The organism is Uniformispora flossi, assembly GCF_049534875.1.
Lineage (GTDB): Bacteria > Actinomycetota > Actinomycetes > Streptomycetales > Streptomycetaceae > Yinghuangia > Yinghuangia aomiensis.
Window position 1 is genome coordinate 534,308 of sequence record NZ_JBMULZ010000004.1, and the last position, 19,098, is coordinate 553,405.

The following is a 19,098-nucleotide window of genomic DNA, read 5'->3' on the forward strand; positions in this document are numbered from 1 at the left end:
GCGAGCGACCCCGCGGCGTCACAATGCCCCTCGTGGACGACGACGAGTCCCGGGTGGGGGACATACCGGACGACGCCGGGCTGCGGATCCTCGAGATCCCCGCGGACCCGGACAGCGAAGCGGGTCCCGCGGCGGACCCCGAGGCGGACCCGGACGCCGCGCCGGAGACTCCCGACTCCGACCCGGCCCGGCGCAAACGGCGGCGGCGCCGCCGCGTCCGCACCGTCCTCGTGTCGATGCTCGTGATGATGCTGTCGCTCGTCCTGCTCGCCGCCGTCGGCGTGTGGTGGTTCATCGACCACTACGCGGGCCGGGTGGACCGGATCGAGAACGCCTTCCCGGTCACCGCCGACCAGCCGCCGCGCGGCAAGGGCACGAACTTCGTCCTCGTCGGCCTCGACGCGCGCTCCGACATGCCCACCACCGGCCGTGACGCCAAGGGCCCGCTGTGGCAGGAAGGCGCGCAACGCAGCGACGCCACGATGCTCCTGCACATCTCGGCCGACCGGGAGCAGGTGTACGTCGTGTCGATCCCGCGCGACGCGTGGGTCACCGTCCCCGGCCGCGGCGACGCGAAGATCAACGCGGCGTTCTCGTGGGGCGGCCCCCCGATGCTCATCGACACCATGCAGACGCTGACCGCGATCCGCGTCGACCACTTCGCCGCGATCGACTGGGAAGGCTTCAAACGCCTGACCGACGCCCTCGGCGGCGTGGACGTCGAGATCGCCCAGGACATCCCGCAGGAAGGCGAAGCCCGCGGCTGGACCGCCGGGAAGCACCACATGAACGGCGAGGACGCCCTGATGTACGTCCGCGAACGCAAGGGCCTCCCCCGCGGCGACCTCGACCGCGTACAGCGCCAGCAGAACTTCATGCGCGCCGTGATGGAGAAGCTGTTGTCCAAAGGCACCCTGCGCGACCCGCTGGGGCTGCCCGACCTGCTCGACGCGCTCACCGCGGCGGTCAGCGTCGACGACCGCATGTCCAACGGCGACCTGCGCGACCTGGCGTGGAGCCTGCGCCGGGTGCACGGCGACGACGTGAAGTTCCTGACCGCGCCGGTGTCCGAACTCAAAACGATCCAGGGCCAGGATGCGGCGATCCTGGCCCCGGAGCAGAGCAAGTTCCTGTGGGACAACCTGCGCGACGACAGCATGGACATCTACCTGCGGCGCTACCCCAACGCGGAGCTGCCGGAGCCGTCGATGATCCGCTGACCGCCGTGCGTCCCCGCCGCGGGAACGCGGCGCGGGCGCCCTAGTCGGCGGCGATCTCCGTGTCGACCTTCTTCAACTGCGCGGAGACGTGCGCCTGGAGCGGCTGCCCCATCGCGGCCATGTCGTAGGCGTACATGAGTTCGCCCTTGACCAGGCCGTAGAGGCGGTGCCCCGCGGTGTACTCCTTGGCGTCGACCGTGCGCGCGACCACGTCGGTGCGGATCTCCACCCGCCCGTTGTCGGTCTCGCCCAGCCAGATCTCCACGATGCCGGTCGGGTGCGCGAGGGTGACCTCGACGCTGCCGTCGAGCTTGGACTTCCAGTAGCCCGTCTCGGTCGCCAGCGGACGCACCCGGTTCCCGTCGTCGTCCAGGAGCCAGGTCCGCGAGGTGTACGCCAGGAACGGCCTGCCGTCCTGCGTGAAAGTCACCTGCTGGCCGAAGCGGAACGCGTCGATCGTCGGGTAGTCGCCGACACCGGCGCCTTCCCACGTGCCGAGCAGGAACGCGAGCGGGACGACGTCGGGGTGCATGTCGTCCGGAATTTCGATCATGTCATCCGGCCTGGTACGGGGACTTCGGGCAGCCCCGAGCCTACCGGCAACCCGTCAGCTCTGGCCCTTGTAGAGCTTCGCGACGGTCAGGGCGGCGAACCAGGCGACCAGGATGCCGACCAGGACCAGCAGCGTGATGAAGAAGACGTGCACGTGGTGCTCCTCGCGCGGACTCGTGGCTCGTCGGCTCGTGCGGAACTGCCGCGCGTAGCCGCGTGCCGGGCCAAATCGGCATCAGTGTACGGCCGGGACCCACTCCGGACGCGGTCAGGGTGCCGTACGACACGTTGCCGCGCGGCGAACGGCGCAAAGCCGCCGCGCCGCACGCCGCTACCGTGATCCGGATGAAGCGATCTCTCGTGGTGAAGGTGACGGCGGGCCTCGACGCGCCCGAGCGCTGCTCCCAGGCGTTCAACGTCGCGGCCGTCGCGGTGGCGGGCGGCGTCGACGTCTCGCTGTGGCTGGCCGGCGAGTCGGCGTGGTTCGCCCTGCCGGGCCGCGCCGCCGAGTTCAACCTCCCGGAGGCGGCCCCGCTGCCCGACCTCCTCGATGCCGTGCTGGCCGGCGGCCGGGTCACGCTGTGCTCGCAGTGCGCGGCACGCCGCAACATCACCGGCGACGACGTGATCCCGGGGGTCCGGATCGCCGGCGCGCAGGTCTTCGTGCACGAGTCGCTCGCGGACGGCGCACAGGCGCTCGTCTACTGAGGCACTCGCCTCCGTGCGGCGCTCGTCCGCCGGGCGCCGCTCCGGACCCGCCCCGTTATTCGTCCCACCACTTGTCCCCCGGCCCGCGGCGGTTGGCCACGATCGCCGCGACCGGGGGAATGACCATCGCGACCACGCTCATCGCCACCGCCGCGGGCACCGAGACGAAGCGGATCGCCGCCCAGGAGAGCACGAACAGCGTCAGGCACGTCCCCATGAGCGCGAAGTAGAGCTTCTTGCGCGTACGCACGCTTCCACGGTACGTCCGCGGCGTCAGTGGCTGATGCCGGACAGGTTGAGCCCCACCACGCCCGCCAGGATGAGCCCGATGGAGACCAGCTTCAGGACCGAACCGGGCTCGTCGTACAGCCAGATGCCCATGATCGCGGTGCCCGCCGCACCGATGCCGGTCCACACCGCGTAGGCCGGGCCCACATCGAGGGTCTTCAGGGACAGCGTGAGGAGCCCGAAGCTGCTGATCGCGCACGCCGCGAACCCGACCGTCGGCCAGAACCGGGTGAACCCGTGGCTGGCCTTGAGCAGCAGCGCGAACCCGGTCTCCAGGAAGCCCGCGATGATGACGAGCAGCCAGGCCATCAGCGGCCCCTCCTTCGCAGTCCGCCGCGCTCCGGCACCGGAATCGTTTCTGCCGACGATGGGTTTGTCACAACGCCGATCTTGCCCGACGCACGGCCCTGCCACGCGCACCCGGGGTCCGGAAACGCGCCGGGCGGCGCCCCTCCCGGATGGGAGGGACGCCGCCCGGCGTCCGACACGACCGCCGCATTCGGATGCCCGTGGGTGTACGTCCGAAGGAGACCCGCGCTGTGCGGTCGTGCCGCGTGAAAAGCCTCGGTCAGACCGCGATCTCGACCTCGGCGACGTCGCCCTTGGTGGCGACGACCGAACGGTCGACCGTCGCACCCGGGACGAGCGCGCGCACGGTCCAGTTGCCCGGCGCCGCGAAGAACCGGAACTGCCCGGTCGCCGACGTCGGAACCTCCGCCGTGAAGTCGCCGCCCGCGTCCAGGAGACGGACGTAGCCGTTGATCGGCTGCCCGCCCTTGGTCACGGAACCCTGGATGATCGTCTCGTTCGCCACGTCTACTCCTGCCAGATCCGGCCCGCCGGCCTTAGCGCCGCACATCTCTTTGCTCCCTTGCCGATTGCTGCGCTGAAGCGCTTACTTGCCGGAGCCCAGCTCGATCGGCACGCCGACGAGCGCGCCGTACTCGGTCCAGGAACCGTCGTAGTTGCGGACGTTGCCCTGCTCGAGCAGCTCGTGCAGCACGAACCACGTGTGGGCCGAACGCTCGCCGATACGGCAGTAGGCGATGGTGTCCTTGGACAGGTCGACGCCTTCGCCGGAGTAGAGGACGGTCAGCTCCTCGTTCGACTTGAACGTGCCGTCGTCGTTGGCGGCCTTCGACCACGGGATGTTCTTCGCGGTCGGGACGTGGCCGGCCTTCTGCGACTGCTCCTGCGGCAGGTGCGCCGGGGCGAGCAGCTTGCCGGAGAACTCGTCGGGCGAACGGACGTCGACCAGGTTGGTCGTGCCGATCGCGGCGAGGACGTCGTCGCGCCAGGCGCGGATCGAGGTGTCCTGCGGCTTGGCGGCGTAGTTCGTCGCGGCGCGCTCCGGCACCTCGACGACCAGCTCGCGGGAGTCCAGCTCCCACTTCTTGCGGCCGCCGTCGAGGAGCTTGACGTCGCCGTGGCCGTACAGCTTGAAGTACCAGTACGCGTAGGACGCGAACCAGTTGTTGTTGCCGCCGTAGAGGACGACGGTGTCGTCGTTCGCGATGCCCTTGGCCGACAGCAGCGCCGAGAACGCCTCCTGGTCGACGAAGTCGCGCTTGACCGGGTCCTGCAGGTCCGAACGCCAGTCGATGCGGACCGCGCCGCGGATGTGGTTCTTCTCGTACGCGGCGGTGTCCTCGTCGACCTCGACCAGGACGACCTTCGGGTTGTCGAGGTTGGCCTCGACCCAGGCGGCGTCGACGAGTACGTCGGAGCGGCTCATTGTGTACCTCCGGTGTGTGGGCGCAGCCGCACGGAGGCGGCAGGCCCAAGGGGCTCTGCACGGGCAGGGAAAAGTTCGGGGGGCGCTGTGGCGACGCGCGGGTCCGCCGGAATGCGGGCTCGGGGCCCGGTCGGGTGCGGCGGGGGTCGTCCGGTGCACGGCGGCGCGGTTTCCCGGCAGGCATGCGGATGCATGCCGCGGGAGGGCGCTCGGCCGCGGATCACGGTCGGTACGGTCACATCGAGGGTGCGGCCGACCTGTGCTCCCGGGTGCGCGTCAGCGCGGGCAACACAGGCAGGTGGCCGTGCGGCACAGGTCCACTGCGCGCCGCTTGGTGAGGTCTGCCTGTCGCTTCACGCCACCGATCGTAGGGAGGTATGACCGCGACTGTCATGCCCGTTCCATATTTCGAGACGCAAATGCCCGAATGTCGAGATGGTGGCCGATTTCCGGCCCGAGTCAGGGGTTGTTTGTCGCGTTTTGTTGCGGTGTGGGAGTAGGGGTTGCGGCGATGAGTACGCGTTCCTGGCCGACTACGGAGATCACGAACCGGGTGATCTCAGCCGGCGGGATGCTCGTCCCGCCCGGGACCGACACTCCGGCCGGGGCGTCGTAGCCGCCGGGCGGCACGATCCACGACGACGCGGTCTCGTTGCGGTTGCGGGTGCCGTAGACGTCCAACTGGCAGCGCGTGCCGGGCGCGACGCCCTTGAGGTTCATGTCGATCGCGGTGCCCCAGTCGACCGGGCGGTAGGCGACGGTCACCGCGGTGCCGGACGGGCTGTTCGCGGACACCCGCTGCTCGCCGGCCGGGGCCGCGGACGGGGCGGGCGGCGCGGGCTTGGCACTGGACGTGCTCGAAGGCGGCGGCGCGGCGGCGGACTTGGTGTCGTCGTTGCTGCCGAGCACCCAGCCGAGCGTGCCGAACAGCACGGCGCAGGCCGCGGCGGCGGCGAGCAGGACCGTCCGGGTGCGGCGGTCGCGGTGCAGCTTCTCGGCGGCGTCCGCGAAGACCCGCTCGGGCGGGGTGGTGAGCGACGTGCCGGTGGCTTCCGCCTCGGCGGGCGTGAGGCGGGCCAGGAAGGCCGGGAGGACGGCGAGTTCGTCGTACTCGGCGCGGCATTCAGGGCAGACGGCGACGTGCGAGCGCACCCAGCGGGTCTCGGTCTCGTCGAGGGTGCCGAGGACGTAGGCGCCGAGGTCCAGGCGGAGAGCGCCGCAGATCTGCTGGTCGGGGGTGGGAGTGGCGGGCGGGAACGCAGGCTCGGACTCGGCGGGGGCGGGCTCCGCCGGCCCGGCCGGCGCGGCGGCGGGCTTGGCGGGGACGGGTGCGGGCTCCGTCTCCTTCGGGGCGCCGGGCGCGGGCGTCGTCGGCTTGGCCGGGGCGGCGGCGGTCGTCGCGGGGACGGCTGCGGTCTCCGGCGGCTCGGGGGCGGCGTCGGACGGGGCGGCGGCGGTGCCCAGGATGTCCGTGGCGCCTGTGGTGTCCGCCGGTTCGAGCGTCGCCGGTTCGGGGCGCCGCGGCGGTTCCGCGGGCCTCGGCGGGAAAGCGTGCGGCTCGTCGTTGCCGGTCACGGCACCAGCCCCCGTTCTTCCAGGGCGACGCGCAGCGCGCGAAGCGCATAGTACGTACGCGATTTGACGGTGCCCGCGGGCACCCCGAGCACCTTGGCGGCCTCCGCGACGGAGCGGCCGCGGTAGTACGTCTCGATCAGCACCGCACGGTGCTCCGGACTCAACGCGCCGAGCGCCTCGGCGACTTCCCAGGACAGCAGGGCGCGGTCGAACTCGTCCTCCGCGCGCAGGTCGGCGACCGCGGCGAGCGGCCCGTCGCCGGTCTCCGGAGGCCGGGCCCGGCGGGCGCGTCCGCCGTCGATGACGAGATTGCGCGCCACGGTGCAGAGCCAGCCGCGGACCGGGCCGCGCGCCGGGTCGAGCGCCTCGGGGTGGCGCCAGGCCCGCAGCAGGGTTTCCTGGACGATGTCCTCGGCCCACGGGCGGTCGCCGCCGTTGAGGCGGAGGACGTAGCCGAGCAGCGGTCCGGCGTGCTCCATGTAGAGCGCGCGGATGACGGCTTCGTCGGCGGTGGAGAGGTGGCGGAAGGCGGGGTCGTCGGGTGTGTTCCCGGGCAGGGCTGCGGCGCCCTCGGGCGCGAGTACGCCCGAGGACGGGAGGGCGAGGACCGGTTCACCGCTCATACCGTCGGCACGTGCGGAACCCGGCGGCGGTTCAGCGGAGTTCGGGCGTTCCCGACGGCGTCTCCACGACATGAGGGCATCTTGCCGGGATCTTGTCGGGGGAGCTAGCAGTGCTGCGTGATTCGCCAGTGAATCTTGGCTTCCCCCGTTGTTGTACTGGTCTTGTGAAGCGCTACGGGTGGGTGGTACGCGCTTCGAGGCATACCGTGCCGGCCCACGATCCTGCACCCGAAAGCTTCGGTGCCGAAAGGCCGCGGCCGCGGGATCGATTATCCATTCGAAGGTGTCTTTCTGTACCCATCCGGTTGCCCAGGGTTGCGATCTGGTCCTAGCGTCCTGTCCATGCGAAGCATGCGGCACGAAGGCTTGACAGAACTACTGCTCCTTGCATCGGAGTTGCTCGTCGATGCCAAGCGGGGCGCGATCGTCGACGCCGGCAGCGCCATCGAAGCGACCTGCGGGGGCGCCGGGTGATGAAGTTCCGTCCTCAGCCCGGGTTTGTGGTGCAGGCGTATCGGTTCGCGTTGGATCCGAACGCGGCCCAGGAGCGGGCGTTGCGTTCGCATTGCGGTGCTGCCAGGACGGCGTACAACTGGGCTGTGGGGTGGGTGGCCGCGTCGTGGTGGCAGCGCCGCGCGGAGGCGACCTACGGCATTCCCGAGGACAAGTTGACCGGGTGGCGGCCGTGGTCGCTTCCGTCGTTGCGGAAGGCGTTCAACGCCGCCAAGCACACCGACCCGCTGTTCGCGTCCTGGTGGCAGGAGAATTCCAAGGAGGCGTACAACACCGGCCTGGCGAACGCCGCGGCCGCGTTCGACAACTACGCGAAGTCGAAGCAGGGCAGGCGCCGTGGCCGGGCGGTGGGCATGCCCCGTTTGAAAACGAAGCGGAAGGCGCGTCTGTCGTGCCGGTTCACCACCGGCGTCGTCCGCATCGACGAGGACGGCCGGCACGTCACCCTGCCCCGCTTGGGCACGATCCGCGCCCACGAGCCCACGGTCAAACTCCTCGCGCGGATCCGGTCCGGGACGGCCCGGATCCTGTCGGCGACCGTCCGGCACGAGCGAGGACGCTGGTTCGCCTCGTTCCAGGTCGAGGTCAAGCGGGACTTCGCGCGGGTCGAGCGCCCGGACACGGCAGTGGGCATCGACCTGGGCGTGAAGACCCTCGCGGTCATGGCCGACAGCGCCGGGGACGTCCGGCAGGTGGCCAATCCACAGCACCTGGACACCGCGCTGAAGCAGTTGCGCCGCAGGTCCCGCACCGTCTCCCGCCGCCAAGGCCCCGACCGCCGCACCGGGCAGAAGCCCTCGAAACGCTGGGAGAAAGCGAACGCGGCCCGCAACCGGGTCCACCATCGGGTGGCGAACCTGCGCGAGGACGCCCTGCACAAGCTCACCACCGCGGTGGCCCGCGAGTACGGCACGATCGTGGTCGAAGACCTCAACGTCGCCGGGATGCTCCGCAACCGGCGCCTGTCCCGCCGCGTCGCGGATGCCGGATTCGGGGAGATCCGCCGCCAACTCACGTACAAGACCCGCCTGCGGAACGGCACCCGCCTGGTGGTCGCCGACCGCTGGTACCCCTCCTCCAAGACCTGTTCCGGGTGCGGCGCGGTGAAAGCCAAGCTGCCGCTGCACATCCGGACATACACATGCGACGTGTGCGGCCTGGTGCGAGATCGGGACGACAACGCCGCGCGCAACCTCGCCGCACTCGCGGCAACCGCAGTAACTGGTACCGGAGTGGCCGGAGACCAGGGCACCGCCCCCGCGGCGCCGAAACCTCGTGGAGCCGACCACAAGACCCGCGCCACCCGACCCGGCCACGCGGCCGGGACGAGGCGGGCAGGCGGCGCAACCCTGCCGCAGCCGCGGCAGACGGAAACGAGAGACCGTACTCAAACCGAAGCCCACACGCTTTGGTGATGCGACGGACCTTCCAGGTCGAAAGAACCGGAATGCCGAGAGCTACCGAAGCTCCACGCAACGGTAAGGATCAGCCGATGACCACGCGGCCGAGCAAGTACGCCGTCGGCGCCGCCAAAGCCAACGGCAACGCCACCCCCGCGGTCATGTGCACGAACCGCGACGGATGGTCGTACCCGGCGACCCGCCGCCCCATCAGCCCCAACAACCCGGCGCCGGCCCCCAGCACCACCGCCGAACTGCCCAGCCCCACCGCCGAGCCGCCGACAACCCCCACCCCGGCCGCCAACGCCAAACCCAGCCCATGCCCCACGACCCCGGGCACCGGCAGCGCCGCCGCAAGCACGGCGACCGCGACCGCCGCCACCGCGACCACAACCGCGGCCCCGTCGCGCACGCCCGGTCCTTCCAGGTCCGCGGCGACCACATACAGCACGTCCAGCGCGGCCAGCAGCCCCGCCGACGCCGTAACCGTCAACGCGGGCAACAACTCGGGCCGTCCGTCGCGCCGTACCAACTGCTGCACCAGCGCCAACGCGAGCACGCCGGCCAGCACCCCCGGCAGCACCCGCACCGCGTGATCGCCGCCCGCCAACACCGCGGCATCCGCCGCGATGCCCGCGAGCACGCCGATCGCGATGCCCTGCCGCGCCGGCCACATGCCGTGCAGGCGGAACCATCCCGCGGCGGTGAGCAGTTGCAGCAGGAAGACGCCGCCCACCGCCACCGGTCCACCGGCCAGGGCGGTGACCGCGAGCAGCGCGGCCACGCCGCCGGTCAACGCCGCCGGAACCAACCCCGGCGGATGCCAGATCGGCACCAGGTCCCGCAGGCTCGGCTTCTCCTGCTTGGGCAGGCTCTCGGCCTCCGGAGGCGGAGAGGGCGCCGGAATCGGCAGCGCGGCGGCATCGACGTCGTCCCAGGCCGGGTCGGCACCGCCCGGGTGCCTGCCGGCATCCCACGCGTCCTGCTCCGGCCACGCGGTGGGCTGCTCGGACCAGTCCGCCGACGGCGGGTATCCGTAGTCGGCGACGCCCGGGTCGGCGGCATACGAAGCCGCGTCTCCGTACGGCGATCCGTCGCCGACGCCGATCGGCGTCGGCTCGGGCGCATAGCCGTACGACGCGCCGTAGTCCGGCCCGGCGGCCGGCTCACCGGCGTAGTACGGCGCCTCGTATCCGTAGGCCTGCTGTGCGGGAATGCCCCCCGGCGCTCCGGGGTCCGCGTACTCCGGCGTCACCGGTTGCCCCGGCCCGGCCGCGTACTCCGGCGTCACCGGTTGCCCCGGCCCGGCCGCGTACTCCGGCGTCACCGGTTGCCCGGGCCCGGCCGCGTACTCGCCCCCACCCGCGTACTCGTCATAGGAGTCATATGAGGCGCCCGGCGTCCACTCCCCGTAGCCCGGCCCCTGCTGCGGCGGCGTGCTCATCCGCCGGCGAAGGGCGGCAGGACCTCGACGGTTCCGCCCTCGGTCAAGGCCACCGCGGCGTGGTCGCGCTTGCCGACCGGGTGGCCGTCCACGACGAACGAGCACGTGCGCACCAGCGGTGCGAAGCGCGGGGAGTCGCCGTGCCGCTCCCCCGCCGCGCGCAACGCGTCGGCGAGCGTCGCCGCGTCGTACGGCTCTTCGGCCGTGCCCGCGGCATCCTTGGCCGCGGCCCAGTACCGCATCGTGCCGACCGCCATCGCGCCTACTTCCTTCGACAGAACCACTGTTTCAACGACAGCGGCCCACAAGAGTCCCCCAAGAGTGCCCCATCATCCCGCCCGCGGAGCCGCTGTCCGCACCCGACCGGCACCTCGGGAACCAGCATGCGACGGCCGAAATACCGCGGCCGCCTCACCTCTCGGCCACGTGCTCCCCCACCCACCGCGCCATCCGTTCGACCAATTCCGGCCCTACGGCGTTCTCCGCGTGCCCGAGCCCCGGTTCGATCCACAGTTCCTTGGGTTCGCGGGCCGCCGCATACAGCTGGTGGGGGTGGTCGATCGGGAAGTAGGTGTCGCTGTCCCCGTGCACCACCAGCAGGGGAATCGGCGACAGCCGGGCCGCGACATCCTTGGGCGCCGCCGGGATCGGACTCCAGCGGCGCGCCGACACGCGCGTGTGCAGGGCCGTCCGGATGACGAAGCGGCCGACCGGGTGGTCGATGGCCGCGTGCAGCCGCCGCATCGGCGGCGTCCCCCGGTAGTACCAGCGCGACGGCGCGCTGACCGCGACCACCGCGTCGACTCCCCCGTACAGCGCCGCATGCCGCACCACGACCGAGCCGCCCATCGAGAAGCCCATCGTCGCGAGGCGCCGGTAGCCGAGCCGGCGCGCCCAGGCCACGGCGGCGTCCAGGTCGAGGACCTCGCGGTCGCCCACGGTGCTGGCGCCGCCCGACGCGCCGTGGCCGCGGAAGTCGAAACCGACCACGCCGCCGTGCCGGTGCAGCCCGGCCATGACGGCGGCGACCTTGGGACGGCGCCACGATCCGGTGAATCCGTGCGCCACCACGAAACACAGACCGCGGGCCGCGTCCGGATGGTGGACGGCCGAGATGCGGACGCCGTCCGCACTGATCAGCACATCGTGACCGGGTACCCCGGAATCTGTGGTCGCGTCCGTCCGCATTACGGGACGTTCGCCTTCTCCATCGGAAAGCCATGCCATGTCGGCTATCCTGACTCGCGAGTCCACTGGGGTGGAAACGGCCGGTTCGCCCGGCCGGGCTGGAAGGTGCCGACCTGATGTCTCCGGACCGGCTATCACCACCCCCAGCGGACCCGACATGAGGATCCGGGCGACGACGCCCCGGGTCCTTTCGTGTTTTCGTGGAGGTGTCATGCGGTGCGGAACCGGACCCACGACGTCCGTTACGCCGTCGTGCGCCCGCCACCGAACAGGTGTGGACTCCATCGTCCGCGCCGGGCGAGGGGAGCCCACTTGAGTGCCCTGCTGCTGCTCACCAACGCACTCCAGCCGTCGGCCGAGGTGCTGCCCGCGCTGGGTCTGCTGCTGCACCAGGTGCGGGTCGCGCCCGCGGAGGCCTCCGCGCTGGTCGACGCACCGCCCGCGGACGTCATCCTGGTGGACGGCCGCCGCGACCTGCCCCAGGTGCGCAGCCTGTGCCGGGTCCTGCGCACCACGGGCGTCGGCGCGCCGCTGATCCTGGTCACCACCGAGGGCGGCCTGGCCGCGCTCACCGCCGACTGGGGCGTCGACGACGTGCTGCTCGACACGGCCGGCCCGGCCGAGGTCGAGGCGCGCCTGCGACTGGCCATCGGCCGTCTGCAGGCGGCGCAGGGCGCGGACGACGAGCCGACCGAGATCCGCAATGGCGACCTGACGATCGACGAGGCCACGTACAGCGCGAAGCTGCGCGGCCGGGTGCTCGACCTCACGTTCAAGGAGTTCGAGCTGCTGAAGTACCTGGCGCAGCACCCGGGCCGGGTGTTCACCCGCGCCCAGCTCCTTCAGGAGGTGTGGGGCTACGACTACTTCGGCGGCACCCGCACGGTCGACGTGCACGTGCGGCGGCTGCGCGCGAAACTCGGGCCGGAGCACGAGTCGCTGATCGGGACGGTGCGCAACGTCGGCTACCGGTTCGTGGTGCCGGACCGCAGCGCGGAAGCCGATGCGCGCGGCACCGGTGTGCCGGTCGGCGAGCCGGTGCCCGGTCAGGCTTCCTGAGAGTTCACTGGGAGCGTTTGGTTTGCTTTGCGTACGATTCCGGTCGAATTCCGCCGGTGATTCCGGCAGCATGCGGTCGCAACACGACATCGACATGCCGCACATCGAGGACATTCCGACCGCGGGTCGGTCACAGAGCGCGGAACGAGCGGAGACGGTGCGGATATGAGCCTCGGCCGTCGTCCCTACAATGGGTCCGTGCCCAAGGTGACCCGCGACGACGTTGCCCGCCTCGCCGGGACGTCGACCGCGGTGGTCAGCTATGTGGTGAACAACGGACCGCGGCCTGTCGCCCCCGCGACACGCGAGCGCGTCCTCGCCGCAATAGAGCAGCTCGGCTACCGCCCCGACAGCGTCGCGCAGGCGATGGCGAGTCGGCGTACGAATCTGATCGGCCTGGTCCTCCCGGACACCCGCCAGCCGTTCTTCGCCGAGCTCGCGCACACGGTGGAGAAGGCGGCGTTCGACAAGGGCCGCCTGGTCCTCATCGGCAACTCCGACTACGACGACGACCGGGAACTGCACTACGTCCGAGCGTTCCTCGGCATGCAGGTATCCGGGCTGGTGCTGGTCAGCCAGGGCCTGTCCGAGCGGGCCGCGGCCGAGATCGCCACGCGCGACGTCCGCGTCGTGCTCATGCACCGCCAGCCCAACGCGCTCAACGGCGACGCCGTCGTCCTGGACGACGTGCAGGGCGCCTACCTGGCCACCCGGCACCTGATCGAGGCGCACGGCCTCACCCGCATCCACTGCCTCGGCGGCCCGCCGTCGACGCCGGACCTGGGCGACCCGGTCACCGACCACGTCAGCGGCTGGCGCCGGGCCCTGGCGGAGTCCGGGATCGCCCCGGACGGGCTGCTGCGCGGGGCGCCGTTCAACCGCTTCGGCGCCTACGGCGTGGCCCGCGACCTGCTCGCCGAGCCGGACCGGCCGACCGCGCTGTTCTGCTCGACCGACGACCAGGCAATAGGCGTGCTGCGCGCGGCCCGCGAACTGGGACTGCGGGTGCCCGACGACCTCGTGGTGGTCGGCTTCGACGACATCGCCGAAGCGGCCTTCGCGGACGTCCCGCTCACCACCGTCGCCGCCGACCGCGCGGCGATCGCCGAGGCGGCCGTCGACCTGGCCATGGAGCGGGAACCGGCCGCACCGGGCGAGGTGCGAATCCGCAGTTTCCCGGCGCGCCTCGTGGTCCGCCGCAGCTGCGGCTGCTGACGCCGCCGGGGCAATTGCCGGACTGAACCAAACGGTTGATGGAGAAGGCGGCCGCCCCGCAGACTCCGTCCGTCGCTAAGCTCCGTCCCTGTTCCACATCTTGGCTTCACGGGGAGGGGCTTCATCCGCATGGCGAACCCGACGCATTACCCGCCGGGCACGGCGGCCGCACCGGGCCTGCACCCCCCGGAACCACCACGCAACGCCCGGGGCGAGACACCGATCGAGACGGAACGGCGGTGGCTGGGAAACATCGTCTCCGTCACCTTCCCGGTGATCCTGGCCGGCAAGCTGCTCAAGCCGAAGTACCGGCACGGCCGCCCGGACCCCATGATGGAGAACGTCAACCGCGCCCGCGCGTGGCTGGGCCTCACCTTGGTGTTCGGCGTCTTCCTGGCGATCTTCTACCGGCACCGGAAGAACAACACGCCGCTGATGCCGAACATGCCGGTCACCAACGGCATGCCGGCCCCGGGCCCGACGTCGTCGCCGATCGGCGAGGCACTCGCGAACGGCGCGCTGCCGACGCCCATGCCGCAGGCGACGGGGCTGCCGACGAACTTCCCCACGAACTACCCGACGGATCTCAGTTCGCTGTTCCCGTCGGGCTACCCCAAGCTGCCGACGAACTTCTCGACGTCGATGCCGACCGGCATCCCGACAGGGCGGACGGTGGACCCGGGACTGCAGAAGCTGCAGGACCAGAGCACCGACATGGTCGGCAAGGCGAACAACATGCTGGACGCGCTCAGCGTCGGTCAGGAAGCCGTCTCGTCGATCGTCCACCGCATCGTCCTGGCGCCGATCTTCTGCGCCCTCGGCATCGTGGTGATCGGCGTCCTCTTGTCGCTGTTCGCCCACCCCCATGTGCGCGACCACACAGTCCGCCAACTGGTGCACCCCATAAAGGTGATCTTCATCTTCTGCGGGGTCATGGCCGTGGGCATCACCGCGTATGTGCTCGTCCGCAACGCGGCCGGGACCAAACACAAGGTCTTCCTGATCAACAAGGACGGCACTCAGAAGGAACTGATCCTGTCCTGGGTGGCCGCGTTCATCGCCGTGTGGTGCATCCTGTTCGCCGTCGGCGCGCTGTGGCAGGTCACCAAGCACCTGTTCGCGGCAGCCGACGGGCACCCCCTGCTGCTTCCGTTGCTGACGATCTGGCTGGCCTGGACGATGACCGTCAACGACCTGACCCTCAAGCTCGGCGACGGCCTGCTCAACGGTCTCGCCGCCGGGTCGAACACCGTCCCGGACAACGTCAAGGCCGGCACCGGCGTCCTCGGCGCCACCATCATCTCGGTACTCGCCATCTGGGAGATGTCCCGGCTCCACAAGTGGAACGGCATCAACTTCCGCAGCGGCCCCAACGGTTCGCGCTGACCGAACCGCCCGCGGAAGCGAACGGGGACACGAAGAGGGGTGGGCGCCCCCGAGGGGGGGGCCCCCCCCACGCGCCGGGGGGGGGGGGGCGCGGCGGGGCCCCCCCCCCCCCCCCCCCCCCCCCCCCCCCACGGGCCCCCCCCCCCCCCCCCCGCGGCCGCCCCGCGCCCCCCCCGCGGGGGGGCCCCCCCCCCCGGGCCGCCCCCACCCCTCTTCGCAGGTCGGTGCGGCTAGCGCATCGTGATGACCCGGTAGTACGCGGTGTCCGACTCCACGGTCTTGCCGACGATGTCCTTGGTGCTGACCTTGATGTTCTGCTCGGACGGCGCGCCGACGAACGTCACCTGACCATTGCGTTCGAAAACACTAGGCCCCCACATGAAGTTCGTGCCCCACCCGACCCGCCCCGGGAACTCCTTGAGGTTGGTCACCGTCCCGTCCGAGGCCGACAGCTTCACCAAGTGGATCGGGCGCGCCATGCCCGCCGCGGCCACCAGCACGTCGCCGTTCTCGTCGACCCGGATCGGGTAGACCTTCGCCTGCTGCTTCATCCCGACCGTGTTCGTACCCGCGACGGTCTTGGTCCACAGCTTCTTGCCGCTCTCGCGGTCGTAAGCGGTGATCTGGTTGACGTCGCTGCCGCCGGTGCCCATGAAGGCGGACATGTCGCTGCCCGGCACATACACGACCTTGTCGGTCGCCAGGACCGGAGCCGCGGCGCTGATCGACGTCCCCGGCGGGTTGATGACGGGGTGGTCCTGCAGGCGGAACTTCTCCTTGCCGCTGTCGTCCAGCACGATGACGGTCGGCGGCTCCTTGCCGAGTCCTATGGCCTGCCCCTGCATGACCATGACCGGATCCACCGCGGCGATCTTGACGTCGTCCAACACGGACGCCGTTTTCGGCGCCGTGAACGTCCACTTCGGCTTGCCGGTCGCCGGATCGATCTCGGCCACCGAGGTCGGCGCCTGGAATCCGCAGGTCCACTTGGCCACCAGGCGTTTGCCGCCGAGGTACTCCGGGTCGGTGCACCCCTTGGGCAGCGCGGTCGCCGAGTCCCACAGCGGCTTGCCGTCGGACACCCGGTACGCCTTGCCGTCGAAGACCGCGGTGTCGCCGGTGACCGCGATGCCTTTGGTCAGGCCGTACCCGGAGAGACCCGGGATCGCGCCGGGATCGGTGCCGACATCGACCGACCAGACCTTCTTGCCGGTCTTGAGGTCGACGGCCTCCAGCGTCGTGCACTGGTCGTCCTTGCCGAACGCGGCCAAGGCGTACCGCGTATCGGTCTGGGGCGTCACATCGCAGACCAGCGAGCCTTCCGGCGCCTTGTACTCCCACTCGGTCTTGCCGGTGTCCTGGTTGTACGAGACAAGCCGGGCCGCTTCCGCCACCACGACAGTCGTGTCGGTGAACCACGCGCCGGGGCGCTCCAACGCCGGCTTCTCCGGGCTCGTCGGCCCGTCGCGGTGCTCCATGATCGACCAGAGCACGTCACCCTGCTGCTGGGACTTGCCCAAACCGTCGGACACGTCGCGGTTCGCCTGGTGGATCGCCATCGGCACCGCGGCCACGCCGACCAGCACCGCCGCGATGGCCGACGCCAGCAGAACCGACCGCGTCTGCTTCGGCGGCCGCGGCGCGCGCGGCGGCCCCAAGTGCAGTTCGTGGCGGCCGGAATGCGGCGTCCCGTGGGACGGCGCACCGGTGCCGAAGCTCTGGTGCGGCGGCGGGTACGCGCCGGGCGGCAGCATCGCGTCGAACGGCCCGGAAGGCTGCGGGCTGCTCGTGTACGGGGCCGCCGCGTACGGCGGCGCACCGGACGGCGGCGGCATGGTCCCGGACGCCGGTCCGGGCCCGCCCCACGGGTCGCCTGCGGACCCGCCGGGAGCCGGCGAAGGCGGCGGCGCCCACGCGGCACCGGCGGCCGCCCCTGCCCCGCCTGCGGCCGCGGCGGCGGCCGGACCGCCAGGCCCGCCCTGCCACTGCCCGGGGCCGCTCTGCGGCGGGACGAACGGCTGTGCGGCCGGCGCGCCCATCGGGGGCGACGACTGCGGAGACGGCTGTGCGGCGGGCGGCGGAGCCCACTGCTGCGCGGCCGGCTGCGGCTGGGCGTCGGCCGGGGGCGGCGGAGCCCACGCGGACGGCTGCGGGGCGGCGGGCGGCGGGCCGAACGGGGATCCGGGCTGCGGCGGCTGGCCGCCCGCCGGGGGCGGCGCGGCGAACTGCCCAGGCGCGGCGTACGGCTGGGCGGCCGGCTGCCCCGGCGGCGGCCCGTACTGCTGCCCCGGCGCCGGGTACTGCTGCGCGGGCGGCGGCGGGGCGAACTGCGGGTTCTGCGGCTGCGGTGCCTGCGGGGGCGCGAACTGCTGTCCCGGGTAAGGCTGCTGTCCCGGCTGCGGCTGCTGCCCGGGGTAAGGCTGCTGAGGCGGGGCCCCGTACGCCTGCCCCTGCGGCGGCGGGTACTGCGCGCCCTGGCCCCACGGCGCTGCGCCGGGCCCGGCCGGCGGCTGCACCGGGTCGGCGTTCTGCGGCGGCTCGTTGTCGTCCGGTACCTGGAACGGCGGCGGCGGGTTCGTCACGAACGGCCTCCCGCGGACGGCGCGGCCGGAGACGGCGGCAGGTCGGCGCCGAGCCCGCGCGGGCCGGGCAGCTTGTCCTTGACGGTGTTGGTATCGGTGACGCCCATCTGCCGCATGGTGTTGTCCCACCACAGCACCGTCGCCGCGATGCCCGCGAGGGCCGCGGCGCTCACCAGCAGCCCGACCACGACCACCAGGAACTTCCGCGGTCGGGCCGGTCCTCGGTAAGCCTGCGGCGATGGCGCGGCACCCCACTGGCGCTGACCGGGGATGCCGCCGTGCGGGCCTGGCGGAGGCGCGTACGACATGGTCGAATCCTGTTCTTGGGGGATCTGCTGCGATCAGCCTCGACACGTTATCGGGCCCGGCCCCATCGCCGCCCAAGTCAGGGGTCCAGCCTCCGAGTTGGACGGCGCCTGTGCACCGGTTGCGGATGATTCATCCGCTCTTGTCCCGTGGTGGGCCCGCCGCGCCGCCCGCTGCCGGCAGGCCCGCCCCGTACCGTTGCCCCATGGTGCACTCCGAGACTTTCATCGACGGGACGAGCCGCGCGGATGCCGCGGATGTGGTGGCGGTGCTGGCACTCGCCGAGGAGGCCGCGCGGGTCGACGGGGCGGCACCGCTGTCCGAACAGACCCGGCTGGAGCTGCGGCACGGAGCGCCCGGCGCCCGCGAGTTGCTGCTGCGGGAACCGGACGGCACGGTCGCCGGCTACGCGCACCTCGACGTGTCCGACCCGGGCGAGGGCCCCGCGGGCGAAGTGTTCGTCGGCCCCGCCGCGCGCGGCCGCGGCAACGGGCGCAAGCTCGTCGCCGCGCTGCTCGACGAAGCCCGGCACAAGGACGCCGCCGGGCGGCTGCGCGTATGGGCGCACGGCAAGCAGGGCGCGGCCGAGCACCTGGCGACCGAACTCGGCTTCGCCGCCTTCCGTGAGCTGTGGCAGATGCGCCGTGCCACCGACCTGGCGGTGCCGGACACCGCCCCGCCGCCCGGGATCTCGGTCCGCACCTTCGTGCCGGGCGAAGACGACGACGCGTGGCTGGCGCTCAATGCCAAGGCCTTCGCGCACCACCCCGAGCAGGGCGCCTGGACGCAGGACGACCTGCGCCGCCGGATCGCCGAGCCGTGGTTCGACCCGGCCGGGTTCTTCCTCGCCGAGGACGAGTCGGGGCGCCTGGTCGGCTTCCACTGGACCAAGGTGCACCCGGCGACCGCCGACGAGGGCCCCCTCGGCGAGGTCTACGTGGTCGGGGTCGACCCGGCCGCGCAGGGCGGCGGCCTGGGCAAACTGCTCACCGCGGTCGGACTGCGCCATCTGGCCCAGACGGAGGCGGACGGAGGGCCGCTCGCCGAGGTCCTGCTCTATGTCGACGCCGACAACGAAGCCGCGGTTTCCGTCTATACCCGCTTGGGCTTCCGTGTGCATACCGTGGATGTGATGTACCGGTACACCGGCTGACCGGCCCGGCGCCCCGGCGCCGCCGCACCCGACAACCCGACTATCCGACGGCCTCCCGCCGCCCCCGCCGCCCGGCGGGGGCGGGCCCGCCACGTGACGGCTCCCCGTGCCTTGCCGCACCTCCCGGCAGGCTGTTTCGCCATTTGCTCTT

21 protein-coding genes are annotated in these 19,098 nt (G+C 71.9%); 8 read left to right on the forward strand and 13 right to left on the reverse strand.

Annotated features, from left to right (window positions below; genetic code table 11):
* The first annotated feature begins 32 nt into the window (after window positions 1–32).
* A complete protein-coding gene (locus ACPA54_RS12345; protein ID WP_423528899.1) occupies window positions 33–1,220 on the forward strand; it encodes an LCP family protein in 1,188 nt (395 codons plus the stop codon).
* 40 nt (window positions 1,221–1,260) lie between these two features.
* Here ACPA54_RS12345 and ACPA54_RS12350 read toward each other — a convergent pair whose 3' ends face one another.
* A complete protein-coding gene (locus tag ACPA54_RS12350) occupies window positions 1,261–1,773 on the reverse strand; it encodes a heme-binding beta-barrel domain-containing protein (protein ID WP_345677163.1) in 513 nt (170 codons plus the stop codon).
* Between the two features lie 344 nt (window positions 1,774–2,117).
* On the opposite strand from ACPA54_RS12350, the gene ACPA54_RS12355 reads away from it, so the two are divergent.
* Entirely contained in the window at window positions 2,118–2,480 is a 363-nt protein-coding gene (locus ACPA54_RS12355; RefSeq protein ID WP_423528901.1) for a DsrE family protein, read from the forward strand.
* Between the two features lie 55 nt (window positions 2,481–2,535).
* Here the strand turns inward: ACPA54_RS12355 and ACPA54_RS12360 are convergent, their stop codons facing one another.
* The 7 genes from ACPA54_RS12360 to ACPA54_RS12390 form a co-directional block, all read right to left on the reverse strand.
* Window positions 2,536–2,757: a DUF3099 domain-containing protein gene (locus tag ACPA54_RS12360; RefSeq protein ID WP_423529019.1), complete on the reverse strand. Its 222-nt coding sequence runs from the start codon at window positions 2,755–2,757 to the stop codon at window positions 2,536–2,538.
* Window positions 2,754–3,077, reverse strand: coding sequence for a DMT family transporter (locus ACPA54_RS12365; RefSeq protein ID WP_345677166.1), 324 nt, complete (start codon window positions 3,075–3,077; stop codon window positions 2,754–2,756). Before ACPA54_RS12365 ends, ACPA54_RS12360 begins: the two co-directional genes overlap by 4 nt.
* Before the next feature lie 259 nt (window positions 3,078–3,336).
* Window positions 3,337–3,627, reverse strand: coding sequence for a DUF1416 domain-containing protein (locus ACPA54_RS12370; protein ID WP_345677167.1), 291 nt, complete (start codon window positions 3,625–3,627; stop codon window positions 3,337–3,339).
* A 36-nt stretch (window positions 3,628–3,663) separates the two neighbouring features.
* Window positions 3,664–4,503, reverse strand: a complete 840-nt coding sequence (locus ACPA54_RS12375) for a sulfurtransferase (protein WP_423528903.1) — start codon at window positions 4,501–4,503, stop codon at window positions 3,664–3,666.
* A 276-nt stretch (window positions 4,504–4,779) separates the two neighbouring features.
* The gene (locus ACPA54_RS12380) at window positions 4,780–4,860 is read right to left on the reverse strand and encodes an Ms5788A family Cys-rich leader peptide (RefSeq protein WP_423529021.1); all 81 of its coding nucleotides are present in this window, start codon (window positions 4,858–4,860) and stop codon (window positions 4,780–4,782) included.
* Between the two features lie 102 nt (window positions 4,861–4,962).
* Window positions 4,963–6,078, reverse strand: coding sequence for an anti-sigma factor family protein (locus ACPA54_RS12385; protein ID WP_423528905.1), 1,116 nt, complete (start codon window positions 6,076–6,078; stop codon window positions 4,963–4,965).
* Window positions 6,075–6,701, reverse strand: coding sequence for a sigma-70 family RNA polymerase sigma factor (locus ACPA54_RS12390; RefSeq protein WP_423528907.1), 627 nt, complete (start codon window positions 6,699–6,701; stop codon window positions 6,075–6,077). The genes ACPA54_RS12385 and ACPA54_RS12390 overlap by 4 nt, the downstream gene beginning before the upstream one ends.
* 342 nt (window positions 6,702–7,043) lie before the next feature.
* Here ACPA54_RS12390 and ACPA54_RS12395 point away from each other — a divergent pair, with 342 nt between their 5' ends.
* Complete coding sequence (locus tag ACPA54_RS12395) at window positions 7,044–7,175, forward strand: hypothetical protein (RefSeq protein ID WP_423528908.1); 132 nt, start codon at window positions 7,044–7,046, stop codon at window positions 7,173–7,175.
* A complete protein-coding gene (gene tnpB, locus ACPA54_RS12400) occupies window positions 7,175–8,629 on the forward strand; it encodes an IS607 family element RNA-guided endonuclease TnpB (RefSeq protein WP_423528910.1) in 1,455 nt (484 codons plus the stop codon). Before ACPA54_RS12395 ends, tnpB begins: the two co-directional genes overlap by 1 nt.
* A 70-nt stretch (window positions 8,630–8,699) precedes the next feature.
* Here tnpB and ACPA54_RS12405 read toward each other — a convergent pair whose 3' ends face one another.
* From ACPA54_RS12405 to ACPA54_RS12415, 3 genes are all read right to left on the reverse strand, one after another.
* A complete protein-coding gene (locus ACPA54_RS12405) occupies window positions 8,700–10,058 on the reverse strand; it encodes a hypothetical protein (RefSeq protein WP_423528912.1) in 1,359 nt (452 codons plus the stop codon).
* The gene (locus ACPA54_RS12410; protein WP_423528914.1) at window positions 10,055–10,315 is read right to left on the reverse strand and encodes a MoaD/ThiS family protein; all 261 of its coding nucleotides are present in this window, start codon (window positions 10,313–10,315) and stop codon (window positions 10,055–10,057) included. Before ACPA54_RS12410 ends, ACPA54_RS12405 begins: the two co-directional genes overlap by 4 nt.
* A gap of 154 nt (window positions 10,316–10,469) precedes the next feature.
* Complete coding sequence (locus tag ACPA54_RS12415) at window positions 10,470–11,246, reverse strand: alpha/beta hydrolase (protein ID WP_423528916.1); 777 nt, start codon at window positions 11,244–11,246, stop codon at window positions 10,470–10,472.
* Between the two features lie 312 nt (window positions 11,247–11,558).
* Between ACPA54_RS12415 and ACPA54_RS12420 the strand changes: the two genes are divergently transcribed.
* The 3 genes from ACPA54_RS12420 (at window position 11,559) to ACPA54_RS12430 (ending at window position 14,906) form a co-directional block, all read left to right on the forward strand.
* Complete coding sequence (locus ACPA54_RS12420) at window positions 11,559–12,305, forward strand: response regulator transcription factor (RefSeq protein ID WP_423528918.1); 747 nt, start codon at window positions 11,559–11,561, stop codon at window positions 12,303–12,305.
* Between the two features lie 198 nt (window positions 12,306–12,503).
* Window positions 12,504–13,520, forward strand: a complete 1,017-nt coding sequence (locus ACPA54_RS12425) for a LacI family DNA-binding transcriptional regulator (protein ID WP_423528920.1) — start codon at window positions 12,504–12,506, stop codon at window positions 13,518–13,520.
* 129 nt (window positions 13,521–13,649) lie between these two features.
* The gene (locus ACPA54_RS12430; protein ID WP_423528922.1) at window positions 13,650–14,906 is read left to right on the forward strand and encodes a hypothetical protein; all 1,257 of its coding nucleotides are present in this window, start codon (window positions 13,650–13,652) and stop codon (window positions 14,904–14,906) included.
* 230 nt (window positions 14,907–15,136) lie between these two features.
* Here ACPA54_RS12430 and ACPA54_RS12435 read toward each other — a convergent pair whose 3' ends face one another.
* Both ACPA54_RS12435 and ACPA54_RS12440 read right to left on the reverse strand, forming a co-directional pair.
* On the reverse strand, window positions 15,137–17,488 hold the full coding sequence (locus ACPA54_RS12435) for an outer membrane protein assembly factor BamB family protein (RefSeq protein ID WP_423528923.1): 2,352 nt from the start codon (window positions 17,486–17,488) through the stop codon (window positions 15,137–15,139).
* Window positions 17,485–17,796, reverse strand: coding sequence for a hypothetical protein (locus ACPA54_RS12440; RefSeq protein WP_423528924.1), 312 nt, complete (start codon window positions 17,794–17,796; stop codon window positions 17,485–17,487). Before ACPA54_RS12440 ends, ACPA54_RS12435 begins: the two co-directional genes overlap by 4 nt.
* Window positions 17,797–17,999: 203 nt before the next feature.
* Between ACPA54_RS12440 and mshD the strand changes: the two genes are divergently transcribed.
* Window positions 18,000–18,947: a mycothiol synthase gene (gene mshD, locus ACPA54_RS12445; protein WP_423528926.1), complete on the forward strand. Its 948-nt coding sequence runs from the start codon at window positions 18,000–18,002 to the stop codon at window positions 18,945–18,947.
* The last annotated feature ends 151 nt before the right edge of the window (window positions 18,948–19,098 follow it).

Bases quoted from the DNA above. Each gene is read 5' to 3' on its own strand.
- ACPA54_RS12350 (WP_345677163.1), bottom strand. From the start codon at position 1,773: ATGATCGAAATTCCGGACGACATGCACCCCGACGTCGTCCCGCTCGCG.
- ACPA54_RS12355 (WP_423528901.1), top strand. From the start codon at position 2,118: ATGAAGCGATCTCTCGTGGTGAAGGTGACGGCGGGCCTCGACGCGCCC.
- ACPA54_RS12365 (WP_345677166.1), bottom strand. From the start codon at position 3,077: ATGGCCTGGCTGCTCGTCATCATCGCGGGCTTCCTGGAGACCGGGTTC.
- ACPA54_RS12370 (WP_345677167.1), bottom strand. From the start codon at position 3,627: ATGTGCGGCGCTAAGGCCGGCGGGCCGGATCTGGCAGGAGTAGACGTG.
- ACPA54_RS12375 (WP_423528903.1), bottom strand. From the start codon at position 4,503: ATGAGCCGCTCCGACGTACTCGTCGACGCCGCCTGGGTCGAGGCCAAC.
- ACPA54_RS12390 (WP_423528907.1), bottom strand. From the start codon at position 6,701: ATGAGCGGTGAACCGGTCCTCGCCCTCCCGTCCTCGGGCGTACTCGCG.
- ACPA54_RS12395 (WP_423528908.1), top strand. From the start codon at position 7,044: ATGCGAAGCATGCGGCACGAAGGCTTGACAGAACTACTGCTCCTTGCA.
- tnpB (WP_423528910.1), top strand. From the start codon at position 7,175: ATGAAGTTCCGTCCTCAGCCCGGGTTTGTGGTGCAGGCGTATCGGTTC.
- ACPA54_RS12405 (WP_423528912.1), bottom strand. From the start codon at position 10,058: ATGAGCACGCCGCCGCAGCAGGGGCCGGGCTACGGGGAGTGGACGCCG.
- ACPA54_RS12410 (WP_423528914.1), bottom strand. From the start codon at position 10,315: ATGGCGGTCGGCACGATGCGGTACTGGGCCGCGGCCAAGGATGCCGCG.
- ACPA54_RS12415 (WP_423528916.1), bottom strand. From the start codon at position 11,246: ATGCGGACGGACGCGACCACAGATTCCGGGGTACCCGGTCACGATGTG.
- ACPA54_RS12430 (WP_423528922.1), top strand. From the start codon at position 13,650: ATGGCGAACCCGACGCATTACCCGCCGGGCACGGCGGCCGCACCGGGC.
- ACPA54_RS12440 (WP_423528924.1), bottom strand. From the start codon at position 17,796: ATGTCGTACGCGCCTCCGCCAGGCCCGCACGGCGGCATCCCCGGTCAG.
- mshD (WP_423528926.1), top strand. From the start codon at position 18,000: ATGGTGCACTCCGAGACTTTCATCGACGGGACGAGCCGCGCGGATGCC.